The organism is Archangium violaceum (assembly GCF_016887565.1).
Taxonomy (GTDB): domain Bacteria; phylum Myxococcota; class Myxococcia; order Myxococcales; family Myxococcaceae; genus Archangium; species Archangium violaceum_B.
The window spans coordinates 3,614,985-3,628,533 of record NZ_CP069396.1; the positions used below are offsets into that span (position 1 = coordinate 3,614,985).

At 71.1% G+C, this 13,549-nt stretch carries 3 protein-coding genes; all 3 read right to left on the bottom strand.

Annotated features, from left to right (window positions below; genetic code table 11):
* Positions 1-129 precede the first annotated feature (129 nt).
* From pbpC to JRI60_RS15050, 3 genes are read right to left on the bottom strand one after another with little or no spacing between them, the layout of a single operon-like run.
* Complete coding sequence (pbpC, locus tag JRI60_RS15040; RefSeq protein WP_204226547.1) at positions 130-2,496, bottom strand: penicillin-binding protein 1C; 2,367 nt, start codon at positions 2,494-2,496, stop codon at positions 130-132.
* On the bottom strand, positions 2,486-8,239 hold the full coding sequence (locus JRI60_RS15045; RefSeq protein WP_204226548.1) for an alpha-2-macroglobulin family protein: 5,754 nt from the start codon (positions 8,237-8,239) through the stop codon (positions 2,486-2,488). Before JRI60_RS15045 ends, pbpC begins: the two co-directional genes overlap by 11 nt.
* The gene (locus JRI60_RS15050; protein ID WP_204226549.1) at positions 8,236-13,521 is read right to left on the bottom strand and encodes a hypothetical protein; all 5,286 of its coding nucleotides are present in this window, start codon (positions 13,519-13,521) and stop codon (positions 8,236-8,238) included. Before JRI60_RS15050 ends, JRI60_RS15045 begins: the two co-directional genes overlap by 4 nt.
* Between the last annotated feature and the right edge of the window lie 28 nt (positions 13,522-13,549).

Sequence of the window (13,549 nt, forward strand, 5' to 3'; positions counted from 1 at the left end):
GTCTGGTCCACGGAGCGAGGGTCAAAGGCCCGCGGAAGGTCCCTGGGAGGACTCACGGGGTGTGTGGCAACCCATGTTCTTCTCAAGATCTGAGGATCTTCGCTCCCCGACACGGCTCCGTCGCGTGCGTCAGTCCTCCACCACCACCGTGACGGGCTGGCTCACCTGGGCACGGTGCACCATGGCCGCGGTGATGACGTGCTGGCCGGGCCTCGGGCTCCAGCGGAACTCGTGCGGGTACGTCACCGTGGCCACCGGCACTCCGTCCACCAGCCACACGATGGGCTCCGTGCTCGGCGTCACGTCCGCCGCCAGCCGCAGCGTCGACGCCGACGCGGGCGTGTCCGGGTCGTAGAGCAGCCGCACCGTGCCCTTCGGCTCGCGGATGGCCACCTTCGGCTCTAATTCCTCGGGCCGGCTCGGGCACAGCGGGCTCTCCCGCAGTGGCGCGATGTCCAGGTGCTGCCGCCGCGCCCATTGCTCGTACTCCTCCGGCAGCGCCAGCATCACCCGCGTCACCACCTCGCGCTCCGGGCAGGTGGGGCCCGCCCGCATCCCGTTGCGCCGGTCCAACCGGACGCGCGCATGGAAGGGGCAGCTCTCGGCCGGCACCGTGCCCGGGACGAACCACTCGCTCTTGCGGTGGGGGCAGTCCGGCCCCGCCAGCCGGCCCGATAGCGGGCACACGTCGATGGCCAGCGCGCCCGCGGGCGGTGGGAAGGTGTCCAGCACGGGCCGGTACGGACGCCACCCGGGCATCACCGCGTCGAGAATCTCGTGCACCGCACCGGCCGCGCCGAGCAGTCCGCCCAGGCCGTTCATCCGGCGCCAGTCATGGTTGCCCACCCAGACGGCCACGAGCAGCCGATCGCTGAAGGCCACCGCCCAGGCGTCGCGATAGCCCTGGCTGGTGCCCGTCTTCACCGCCACGGCATACGGGTAGTCCAGCGCGCTGCCCACGGGGAACGTCGGCCTCCGGGCCAGCGGGTCCGCGAGGATGTGGCGCACCAGCCGCGCCGCCTCGCGCGTCATCAGCCGGCGCGAGGGCACCACCGGCTCGTCGACGAAGCGCCGCGGCGAGCGCGTCTCTCCCTCGTGGGCGAGCACCAGGTACAGCTTCGTCAACTCCTCCAGGGTGACGTGCAGGTTGCCTACCGCGAGCCCCAGGCCGTAGTGGTCCGGCTCGTAGGAGATGCCTCCCACGTCCGCCTTCTCGAAGAAGCGCAGCGCGGGCTCCACTCCCACCTGCTCCAGCACCCGCAGGGCGGGGATGTTGCGCGAGTTGCCCAGGGCCTCGCGCAGCAGCATGGGCCCCAGGTAGGTGTGATTGACGTTCTCCGGTAGATAGGACCGGCCGCTCTCCGTCCGCATGTCCATGGGCGTATCCGCCAGCTCGGTGGCGGCGGTGACGATGCCCTTCTCCAACGCCAGCCCGTAGAGGAAGGGCTTGAGCGTGGAGCCCGGCGAGCGCCGCTGCTTCACGAAGTCGATGGCCCCCCGGTGCTCCTCGCTGAAGAAGTCCCGCGAGCCTACGTAGGCGAGGATGTCCCCCGTCTCCGTGTCCAGCACCAACGCGGCGGTGTTGCCCGCCCCCGCGCCATCGAGCCGATCCAGGTTCCGCTGGAGGATGCGCGCCACCTTCGATTGGATCTCCAGATCCAACGTGGCCGTGGAGATGGGCTGGGAACGGGCCCGGGCCAGCTCGCTCCACTCCAGCACCGCGTGCAGCGCCTCCGGCATGCGCTGGGGGCGGGGTACCAGACCCAGGTCCGCTTGCAGCGCCTGCTCCAACTCCTCGCGTGAGAAGGCTCGCTGCGCGTGCAGGGCGCGGAGGATGCGGTGGCTGCGCCTGCGGGCCCGTCGCAGACCGTCCTCGGTGTACGGGTTCATCCGCCCGGGCAGCTGTGGCAGGCCCGCGAGGAAGGCGGCCTGGGCCCAGGACAGGTCCTCCACCGGCTTGTCGAAGTAGAGGCGCGCGGCGCGCACCACGCCATGCACCCGGTTTCCGTAGGGCGCGATGGCCAGGTACTGGCGCAGCACCTTCTCATGGCCGTGCTCGCGCACGAGCAGCAGCGCTTCCACGGCCTCGCGCGCCTTGCGCCAGAGGTGGCGCCCCCCGGGCGTCTGCATCCGCGCCACCTGCATGGCCAGCGTGGACGCTCCGGAGATGACGCGCACGTTGCGCGCGTTCTGCAGCAGGGCGCGTCCCACCGACGGGAGGTACACGCCCGGGTGCTCGTAGAAGTGCCGGTCCTCCGTGACGAGCGTGGCCTGGACGATGCGCTCGGGCAGCACGTAGGGCACCGGCCAGTAGCCGAGCTCCCCGCCCGCTCCGGGCACCTCGCCCAGGTACGCGCCCCGCCGGTCCAGCACGAGGCGCGAGGGCTCGTAGGTGAGCAGCCCATCCTGGAGGCTGGAGGCGAACCAGATGCCCGCCCCCAGCACCACCAGGACGAGCGCCGCCACCACCCGCCCGCGTGTCCACCTACTTCTCATGCTCTCCCTTCACCAGGATGCGCAGGCCCTCGCCGCGGCCACGCACCGACTCGCGGTACATCAGCTCGGCCCAGGGGGCGGGGTGCACGAAGGAGCCCTCGGTGGCGGCGCGCACCCGGAAGTGGAAGGTGTGCGTGCCGCGCGGCATCCGCAGGAAGTAGTAGCGCACCTCGTGGTCCAGCCGCTGCACGTAGGCCGGCGTGAGTGAGTCCGCTTGCGACGGCTTCGCGTCCGACGAGGCGTTCGCCAGCTCCGGGTTGAGCGGCTCGAGGCCCGCGGCGAAGGGCACCACCAGCGCCACGTGGTTGCGCTCCTCCTCGGTGACGACGCGCGCGTGCAGCTCCAGGATGTCTCCCACCTTCAGGTCCTTCGCGTCGCCGGCCTTGTCGTCGAAGTGCGTCTGCTCGGAGCCGTCCGCGTGCAGCCAGGTGGCGCCGCGCGAGACGATGAAGCCCTGCTTGAGCGGCGTCACCTTGTCCCCCGGCGTGGCCGGTACGTACTGGGCCTCGACGCGCATGCCCACCGGGCCGCCCTTCACCGTGGCGGACAGCTGCGCGTCACTGGCCACCTCCGCCCGGGCCGTCTTCGTGTCCTTGCTCACCTGGAGCGAGGCCCCCGAGGACAGCGTCACGGTGGTGTCCGGCACCGAGGGCTTCGCCTTCTCCATGTACAGCGCCAGCGCGGCGATGGCCCGGCGGTTCTCGAAGGTGCTGCCGAAGCCCACCTCCGCGTTCGCGTAGGAGAGGAGCGCGTCGCGCAGCTGGTCGAGCCGTTGCTCGGCCGGGTCGAGCCGCACCAGCGCCTCGAAGACGGACGCCACGCTGGAGGGCCGCGAGCTGAGGAAGCCGTAGTCGCCCCACGAGGCGCGGCGCCAGTTGAGCCCCTCGAAGACGGGCTTGCCCTTGCTCAGCTTGATGATGACGCTGTCCCACAGCTCCTTGCGCAGCACCTCCAGGTTGTTGCGGTACACCATGGGCTGCGTGGCCATGGTGGAGGCCAGGTCCGCGAGGCTCTGGATGTCCAGGCGCTCGCGCAGCTGGAAGAGGTCGATGAGGTAGTGCTCGTCCAGCGCGCCCACGCGGGTGAGGGCGCGCAGCGAGGCGATCTGCTGGCTGTAGCGCCACTCCTGCACGAGCCCCGGGTAGTCGCTGCGCAGCACGCGCTTGAGGCCCTCCACCGCGCGCGTCTGCAGCTTCTCGTCCACCTTCAGGCCCGCGCGCCGCGCCGCGTCCAGGAACTCCACCGCCTGCGCCGTCACCTGCACGTCGCCCGGTCCACCCGGCCAGAAGGCGAAGAGGCCCTGCTCGTCCTGGTACTGGCCCATCTCCTCCTGGATGCGCTGGACGTGCCCGGAGATCTGCTTGCCGAAGGGCGTCTTCACCGCCAACTCGCGCAGCACCGCGGCCTGCGCCACGTCCGGGTAGAGCTGCGACAGCTTCTGCTCGAGGCAGCCGTGCGGGTACTCGGCCAGATACTCCAGGCCGGAGACCAGCTCCAGGACTCCGGGGATGGAGGTGATGAAGACCTCCTGGGAGGCGGTTCCCGGACGCGCCGGCTCGGGCAGCGCCTTGAGCTGCGTGGTGCCGGCCTTCAGCGTGTCGAAGTACGCGAAGTGCTCCACCGTGCGGTCCGGCAGCACGGGCAGCTGCACCTCGAAGGCGTCTCCGGCCTTGTCCGACTTGCGCTCGATGTCCACCCGCACCTTGAGACTCTGCTGCTCGGACACGTCCGCGCTCTTCACGGTGATGGGCGTGACGAAGCTCATGGCCCTGTTGGCCTGCAGCTCCACGTTCTGGGCGAGGGGCTGGAGGTCCGCCGGGCCCGACACCTTCACCGCCACCGAGCCGGGGCCACCGCTGCCCTCGACCACGCGGCCCACCGCGCCACCCCAGAAGCGGTCGCCCTGGCGCACGAAGCGGGGCAGCTGCGGCTGCACCAGCACCGGCAACCGCACGCGCAGCACCGTCTGCTTGTAGCCGAAGCGCTGCAGCCCGGAGATGGCCACCGCGCGCACGCGGAAGTTGGTGAGGTCGTCCGACAGCGGCACCTGCACCGTCAGCTTGCCGGACGCCGGCACCTGCAGCGTGGCCTGGTAGTACGGCACCGTCTGGAAGTTCTTGCGCACCACGCGCTTGCTTCCCCCCTCCATCTCTTCTTCCTCGCTGCCGTCACCGCCGGGCTCCTCCTCCTGCTCGAAGAGCTTGCCCACCAGGCTGTTGCGCGTGTCTCGCAGCGTGGTGCCGCGCGTGTTCTCCTTGATGAGCTCGTCGAGCGGGTTGAGCGTCCCCTCCGGCGCGAGCGACAGCACGGCCTCGTCCACCAGCCACAGCGTCACCTCGCCGGCCAGCGGCTTGCCCTGGTCGTCCTTGAGGGTCAGCTCCACGGGAACGGTGGCCCCCGGGCGCGCCGTCTCGGGGTGCTTGAGCTCCACCGCCACCTGGTTGCGCACCGGCTCCACCTTCACGTCTACCGAGGCACCGAGCGTCTGCGGCCGGTAACGCGCGTCATCCTTGTCGCCCTCGCCGAGGCGGCCTCGCATCAGCGCCACGTGCACCGGCACGTTGGGCACGTGCTGCGCGCGGATGGGCAGCTCGTGCACCGCCTTTCCGCCGGACACCTCGTGCCACGTGTACGTGTTGCCGCCCGGCTCCTCCACCACCACCAGCGCACGGCCTTCCTGGAAGGGGCTCTGGATGATGATGCGGGCCGTCTCGCCCGGCTTGTACGCGTCCTTGTCCGGGGTGAGCCCGAAGACGCCCTGGCGCGACTTCTGCCAGGCGATCGGCGTCTGGCCTCCCACGTACAGGTCCGCCGACAGCGTCTGCACCCGGCCCAGCTTGTCGCGCGCCACCAGCTCCACCACGTACACGCCGGACTCCTTCAGCTCGAAGGGCGGCGAGACGGGCTTCTCCTCGGTGGTGATGAGCTTCTCCGCGAGCTTCACGTCCTCCTGCTCGGTGACGTACTTCGCCTCGCCGGTGGCGAAGTGTGTCTCGCGCAGCTGGCTGTGCCAGATGCGCTTGTAGAGGCGCACCGTCACCTCCTGGCCCTTCACCGCCTTGTCGTCCACGCCCACCGCGAGGATGTCCGGCGTCAGCGTGAACGGCTTGTCCGAGTAGCGCGGCAGCTTCATGCCCAGCACGAAGGGCGGCAGCGCACGCACCTCCTGCGCCGACGACACGGGCTGGTTGTCCGCGCCGGTGACGGTGGCCTCGAAGCGGTAGACGCGCGCCGAGCCGTCCAGATCCAACGCCGGGTTGACGCTCATCTCGTCCGCGCCGTTGTCGTCCAGCGTCGCGTTGCGCGTCATCGTCTCGGGGGCGCGGCTCTGTCCCTCGCGAGCGAACTGGGTGCTGGAGGCGAAGAGGAAGCCCTCACGCCCCTTGGGCACGTAGTAGTAGGGGCGCCGCGTGACGGTCCACGCGATGGGCTGCCCGGCCACGTTGCCGCCCGCGTAGTAGCGTGCCACCGCCTTCACCTTGAAGGGCCCGTCCAGGCGCACCGTGGCGGGACTGGAGAGCTGCACCTCGAAGGTGGGAATGCGGTAGGCCTCCACCTTGAAGCCCCGGCGCGCGAGCACCCGCTCCGTGCGCAATTCCGTGAGCACCACCTGGAAGTCGCCGGTGGGCACGTCCTTCTCCTGGAATTCGGCGGAGAAGCCATACAGCGCGGTGAAGGCCAGCGGCAGTGGCCATTGCCGTTCACCCGGGCCCTCGACGCGCAGGGCGTACTGCTTCGCGTCACCGGGGGCCACGAAGTCCCCGCCCACCTCGTTGCGCAGGAAGCCCTTGATGTAGACCTTCTCGCCCGGCCGGTAGATGGGGCGCTCGGTGAAGAGGAAGCCGCGCAGCCCATCGTTCGGCGGCGGCGGCGTCTGCTGCGTCAGCCATCCCAGCCAGCCCGAGGACGCCGACCAGTGGTTGTTGGCGAAGGACGCCGGAGCCTCGCGCGGGTCCAACACGAGCACGTCCTCGCCGTTACGCACGGAGATACGGTCGATGCTCTCCCAGCTCGGCTGGGGGCCGAGGTTCGCCCGGCCCGCCGCATCCGTGGTGAGCTCCAGCGTGAAGGGCTCCACTCGCGTTGCGCCCTGCTGCTTCGGATCCGGGACGCGATGCTGACCCTCCAGCACGATGCGCGCGCCGCGCACCTCCTTCGCCTCATCCAGCGTGCGCACGAAGAAGGCGGCCTCGTCCCGCTCCTCCACCGTGGTGAGCGAGAGGTTGGTGACTTGTACCCGGACATAGGCACGCTCGGGGGCGCCGGTGAGCCGCCGCAGGCCCACCAGGTACGTGCCGGGCCGGGCCTTGCCCACCACCGGGTTGATCAGCGGCGCCAGGTCCAGGCCGAACGTGGTGGTGCCTCCGCGCTTGGGCAGGGGCAGATCCACCAGCGTGGAGACGAGCGGCGAGCCCAGCAGCCGGATGTTCGCCTTCAGCTCGTCCTCGCCGATGTAGGCGGGGTTCGACCGCGTCGCGGGCTCCTCGCCGGGGAAGGGGGGCGCGCTCTCCTCGTTGATGACGAGGGCGCGGTTGGGGAAGGGCCACAAGCCGGGGTGGAGCGGATCCACCCGGTAGATGCGCACGTCCGCGCGCGCGTCGCCGTAGCCCTGCAGCGGCAACATGCGCGGGCCCTTGGCCTCCAGCAGGGCGGTGGACTGCATCCAGCGCAGGAAGGGCTTCTTGAAGTCCAGGTGGAAGAAGACCTGGAGATCGCCCGGGTCCCTCAAGGGCCGATCGCTGTCGTCACGGATGGGCGCGGCGCCGATGCGCATCCGGTACAGCGTGTCCGGCACGAACTTCCCGCGCAGCGCCACGCGCGTGCCGTACGTCTGGAAGTGCAGATCCGGCACCGCGGGCTCCAGCCGCACCAGCTTCTTCAGCGCCGTGAGCGAGAGGCCCGCCACCGGCGCGGAGAAGACGAGCTGTGGCAGGTCTCCCTGGTTGCCGCACGAGAGCGCCATGTCCCGGGGCGTGGAGGCTCCACCCGTCAGCGAGAACTGGCTCCCGCCGCACTGCACCTGCTGCAGGTGGAAGGCGGGCCGCGTGGACAGCCGGCCCACCCAGAGCACCTTGTCCTCGTCGCCCAGCGCGAGGCTCACGTTGACGCGCAGTTGCTTGCCCTCGGGCACGTCCTCCTCGAGGGTGATGGCGTAGACGGCCCGCTCGCGCTGGCTGCCGCGCGGCAGCTGCGACAGCGTCCAGTCCTTCAACACCCGCGTGGGCGAGTCCGCCAGGCCGGGCAGGTCGCGCACCTCCAACCGCAGCATCTTCTTGAGCGCATCGAGCGGCAGCGACTGGGGGAAGGTGAGGGTGAAGGTCCGGAAGGGCCGCAGGTCCGAGCTGTCGGGCGACGGTGACATCTCCGAGGGCGCCGACATCATCGTGGTGAGAATCTTGCGCGCGCCACCCGCCTCGAAGGAGAAGCGCGCCAGCGCGGGCCAGGGCTCGGCGGGGCGGAACTGGAGCGTCTTGCGATCCGCCCAGAACCACTGGCCGGGCCACGAGGGCAGCACCTTGAGCAGCTTCGCGCCATCGTCGGCGCTCTGCTTGCCGGGCCCCACGTTGTCGGGGAAGTAGACGGTGACCGGATCGAACCCGCGCAGGAACTGGTCGGGGAGGATTCTCACCCCCCCGCCTTCGGGGCGCTGGCTCTCGTCGGCCGGACGGAACTCCTGCGCCCGCGCGGGGGCGGCCGCGAGCAGCAGGAGCAGGCAGAGGACGGAGTTCAGGAGCGGCTTCACGGGTTGGCTCCGATGCGATTGAAGAAGTCGCGCAGGTACTCCTCGGGGACGTCCGTCTTGGCGCCGGCGAGTCCCACGAGGACGGGCTTGAAGGGGAGGGGACGCTCCAGCGTGCTGGGCGCGCGGATGGCGAGCAGGTACGTGCCCTTATCCAGGGCGAGGAACTGCTGGCAGCCCTCGCCCAGCACCCTCTGGGTGGTGTCGAGCACGGTGCACTCGAGCCGCTCGGCGGGCACCTGCAACCCGAGGCCGACGTGGCCGGCGGAGGCGGTGCTGAAGCGGAAGTAGCGCGTCTGTCCCGGCGCCACCCAGCCGTCCTCCTTGGAGACGCCCTCGGTCAGCTCCTTCACCGGCTCGTGCGTCCAGGTGAGGTTGCCGGAGAGGGGCTGGCCGGCGAAGCCGCGCACCACCAGGCGGTAGGTGCCGGCTGGCAGCAGCCGGTCGATGGCGAAGCCGCGCTCCAGGCCCGCCACCGCGATGACGGTGTTGTCCCGGGTGAGGCCGAAGACGCCCGAGTCACCCCGGAGGTGCACGACGGCGTCGGCGGGCACGGTGAAGGTGCGCTCCACCGTTTCTCCCGAGAGGCGCAGGGCGCGTGCGGCGGGCAGCTCGGAGGCCTTCCCCTTGGAGGTAGGAGGCAGCAGGGCCGTGTTCAGCTCGGCCGGCGGAGCGAGCACCACGCGCAGGCCACCCGGGTTCGTCTCCAGCAACAGACTGCCTCGGCGGCCCGGCGGCACCTGGGCGTTGCAGCCCTCCAGCCGCGTCCCATCCTCCAGCGTGGCCACGCACCGCGCCGCGCCCGTCACCAGGTAATCGCGAGCGCCGTTCGCCGCGTCGAAGGACAGCAGCTGCTGGCCGGGCACCCGGTTGATGGTCTCGAAGAGGCGCGCGAGGGGCACGGCCGGCTTCGCCGCCTCCACCCCGAGGACCTCCGTCTGCACACGGGACTCGGTGGGAGACCAGACGAACACCGCGCCGCCCGAGCCGCTCAGGACGCAGCGGGAGAGCGTGTCGCCGGGCGAGCACAGGTCCACCGCCGTGCCCTTGCCGTCCACCAGCACGGCCCAGGCCTCCTGGGGGAGCGAGAGCTGCACACGCGTCGGCTCGCCGGGCATCACCAGGCGGACAGACGGGCCGCCGCTCCAGGTCAGATCCTGCAGGCCGGGCGTCAGCGTCATGGAGGAACCCGGAACCGGAATGGCGAGCCGCGCGACGGTGGCCTCGCCCCTGTCTCCCGCGGGCGTCCACCAGCGCGCGAGCGACTCTTCCGTCGGACCGGTGGCCGCGAAGCACGTGGAGCTCCGCTGGTGCGACACGCCGCCGTCCAGCCGGCAGGCCGGATAGGCAGGGTCTCCAAACGGCACGCTCACGCGCAGGAAGTGCAGGGACTCCTTCCTCGTGCGCTGGCGCAGCAGCGTCACGTCCCGGCTCAGCGAGGCGCGTTCCTCCTCGGACTTCTCCAACGCGTCCACGCGCTCCTTCAGGGAGGGTTTCGTCTCGCCAGTGGCACCCGGTACGCCGAACACCCAGGCTCCGGCCTCCAACGAGGACTCGGGGCCGCATGGCCGCAGCGGACCCTGCTGCGACGCGGGCAGGCAGAAGACACCCTTGCCCGTCTCGTAGCGGCCCGGTTTGGACACCTGCGCGCTCGTGGCCGGCCGCGCCGCCACGCTGGTGGTCACCTTGGTGGGCTGGCCCAGCGTCCAGATGCGCACGCGCCAGGGCGAGGTGCCCGGCTTCAGCAGCATGAGGCACTCGCGGACGTCCATGCGCCGCGACACCACCGCGCCGCGTTCGTCCTCCAGTGCGCACGAGAAGGGCGCCTTGGCGCGCAGGGCCACGTGTTGCAGCGCGTCCGCGGGTACGGGCGGCAGCGAGGCACGTACCACGCCGGTGCTCACGTCCAGCGTGCCGCCCTCGGCGAGCACCCCGGCGTCCGTCACCTGGGCCAGCGCCACGGAGACACGGCTGGAGCCCGGCCTCTGCGTTTGACTCTCCAGCACCAGCGTGTAGTCCCCCGCGGGGAGCGGCTCGGCGATGGCGCAGTTCCAGTCCGCGCCGTGGTCCGCGCTCTCCACCACCAGTCGCCCCACGGCGTCGAAGACGCGGCAGCGCACGTCCGTGCTGCCACGCGTGGACAGGCGCAGCGTGCCATCCACCGGCAGCACCAGCGAGTAGCGGCCGGGAGCGCTCACGTCCTTGTCCATGGGCGGCGCGAGCATCTCGGTGCGCAGGTACAGCGCGTAGGAGATGGCCACGTCGCCACGGCTGTGCTCCGCCACCAGCTTGTAGCGTCCGGGCTCGAGCGTGAGGGCCTGGCCCTCGGGCGGCGGAGACGCCTTCGTCGGCAACGGCTCCGCGACCGCGGCCGGCGCGCTCTCCTCCTCGGTCGCGGGGGGCGGCGCCTCCTCGGGAGGCGGGGCCTCCTCGTAGGACTCGGAGGGCTGCTCCTCTTCCTCTCCCTCGGAGGACTCCGAGGACTCGGAGGACTCAGAGGGTTCCGTGTACTCGGGCTCTGGCGTCGGCTCCGGCTCCGGTGGAGGAGGTGGCGGCGGGGGCTCGTACGCCGTCTGCGCGGCGATGACGTCCACGGGCTTGAGGGATCCGTCCGTCCCCACGGCGTAGAGCCGGCCCTGCATGCCGTGGGTGAGCGTGAAGAACACGTTCATCCGTGCCGGGGCCTCGAAGGTGAACTCGTCCTTGCCGTCCTTGCCGAGGTCCGCCCGGTACCACTCGTTGAAGCGCACCGGGTGCACCTTGTTGCTCTTGAACACCACCGGAGGCACCACGCGCTCCAGGGCGGTGCGGCGCATGGACTCCACCGTCAGCGGCAGCTGCGTCCAGAGGTACGTGCCCTTGGCCAGCCGCATCGGCTGCTCGCAGGGCGTGGGCACCGGCACCACCGGCCAGCCCTTCGCGTCGTCCAGGCGGCACTGGAGCGTGGCTCCCAGGGCCGCGGAGGAGAGGGTGTAGTCCGCCGCGCGGGGCACCGTGAGCCGCTGCTGGATGAGGTCACCCGCGTCGACACGGAAGAACGCCTCGCCATCGGCGGTGACGTTCGTGGCGGTCCTCACGTCGCGCCGCTCCAGCAGCACGGCCCCCCGGCCCTTGCTCTGCCCCGTGGTGCGCGCGGTGAGCAGATAGCGGCCGGGCCGAAGATAGGTGGACACGAGGCAGTTGCGCCCGCGCCCTCCACCCGAGGCGCTGCCCACCTGCGGCACCACCGGCGTGCGGATGCTGCACTCGGTGGACAGCAGGCCCTGCGTCGTCACGTGGTAGAGGCCCTCCTTCTTGACGTCGAAGGTGAGCGAGTGCGACTCGCCGCGATCGAAGTCGAACCAGGCGGGTTCAGACGGTTGGAGTGCGGGCAGCGGCGGGAAGGTGGGCGAGTACGCGCTCAGCGGCGGCTGGGCCTGGGGAGGTGGCGGGGTCCTGCGCAGCAGCAGGGAGATGGAGCCGCTCCCCGGCTGGGACAGCGTGAGTTTCCCGCCCGAGGCCGGGAGCTGGCAGCGCCCGTCACGCACCTCCACCCGGTTGCCTCCCACGGAGCAGGTGAAGGGCTCGCCGCTGGACGAGCGCACTTCGGTGGTGACGCCCTGGGCCAGCGGCAGCTCGACGGGGCTCGTGCCATCGAGCACCACCGGCAGCGGAGAGGCGGGGTCGATGGGCAGCGGTCGCACGTAGAGGCCGCGCAGGGAGTTGCTCGGACTCCGGTTGGCGACGACGCGATAGGTGTAGTCCTTCCGCAGCTCCGCGCCCTGGATGAGGCACGACGTCTTGGTGGGCGTGTCCGCCTTGGGCTCGCGGCCCTCGGCCGCCAGGGTGAGGCGCTCGATGCCCTGGGTGCCGCCGTACAGCTTCAGCTCGTACAGGCCGGGCGAGGCTGTGTAGGGGATGCGGCACGTCTCCGCCTTCGGGTCCGTCTCGATGAGCCGGGTGCGTTTGGCGCCTTCCACCATGTACAGCTCGCAGCGGTCCCTGCGCTCGCCGCTGGTGGAGAAGACGTAGCGTCCGGAGCGCGTCACGCGGAACCAGAGGGTGGCGGTGGAGCCGTTGTAGTTGAACGCGCGGCGGAACGGGCGGTCCGGGTTCACCTCCAGCACGTCGGACGCGATGGGGACCCAGTCCTTGTTGACCGCCGTCTCCAGCATGCAGCCCAGGGGCGCGCTGTCCGGATCCTGGGGCACCTCGTGCAGCTCCACCAGGAACGTCCCGGAGGAGGGGGCCACGAAGCGCGGCGTCACTCCGCCCTGGCCATAGCTGCTGTCCGCGAAGGTGTCATCCGTTTCGAGGCTGGCCCACTGCAGTGTCAGCCGCGTGCCGGGCTCGCCTCGGAGGAGGGCTACGTGCCGGCCCGAGCTGCCCGCCATCGCGCTGCACTCCGGAACGAGTGCCTTGGATTGGATCTGGCAGCCCGCCTCCGCGCCCGAGGTGACGTCGCTGGCCCCCTCGTTGGAGAGGCCGTGGAGGCTCACGCGGCTGGAGGACTGGCCTCCCTCGCGCGAGAGGAAGACGGCGATGGGCCCCGAGGGCAGCTCCACCGCGCTCATCCCCCAGGGCGGCAGGGTGACGCTCAGCGAGCGCTCCGGAGGCGCCTTCGGGAAGCCGTAGGCCACCGAGAGGGTGTTGTCCTCCTTGCCCTCGGTCCAATCCTTCGGAGCGGTGCCATAGGTGGTGAGCAGGTAGCTGCCCGCCTCGAGCGTGGTCTCCAGCCACCACTCATATTGAGGTTGCCCGGTGCGAGGCTGGGTGGAGGCGTCCTTGACCGCGACGGGCTCCAACCACGCGCCGTTGCGCCACAGCCGCACGTCTCCGGCGGTGCGGCCGGACACCCGCAGGGTGACGGGCTGGCGCTGGTCGAGCTTCAGCCAGAAGGAGGCCTGGTGGCGCGGGGCGAGCACCTGGCGCACCTCGCGGCCCGGCTCCAGCAGCACCGGCTGGGCGTTGTCCTCGGCATAGGGCACGGCTTGGAGGTCCACCTTGCCCTTGGTGCCCTTGCCCTTGGTGTTCGACGCCAGGCGCAGCTTGTAGGTGCCCGCGTCCAGCAGCAGGTCCAACGTGCAGTTGGAGCGGCCGGCGGCGCCGTCGTGGGCGAAGGGGCCGCGCACCTGATCGACCAGCTCGCACGAGGTGCCGGAGGGCGTGCGCGCGGTGATGACCACGCGCGAGGCCGTGTCGAGGGTGACGAGCGTCTCCTGGTTGCCTCGCGCCGGGACGGAGGCGGGAGAGAGGCTGACGGCGTGCAGCACCAGGAGGGAGACCGACAGCGGAGAGAGGAACATGAGGGACTCTGACGGAGGCGCCGCTCGG

Bases quoted from the DNA above. Each gene is read 5' to 3' on its own strand.
- pbpC (WP_204226547.1), bottom strand. From the start codon at position 2,496: ATGAGAAGTAGGTGGACACGCGGGCGGGTGGTGGCGGCGCTCGTCCTG.
- JRI60_RS15050 (WP_204226549.1), bottom strand. From the start codon at position 13,521: ATGTTCCTCTCTCCGCTGTCGGTCTCCCTCCTGGTGCTGCACGCCGTC.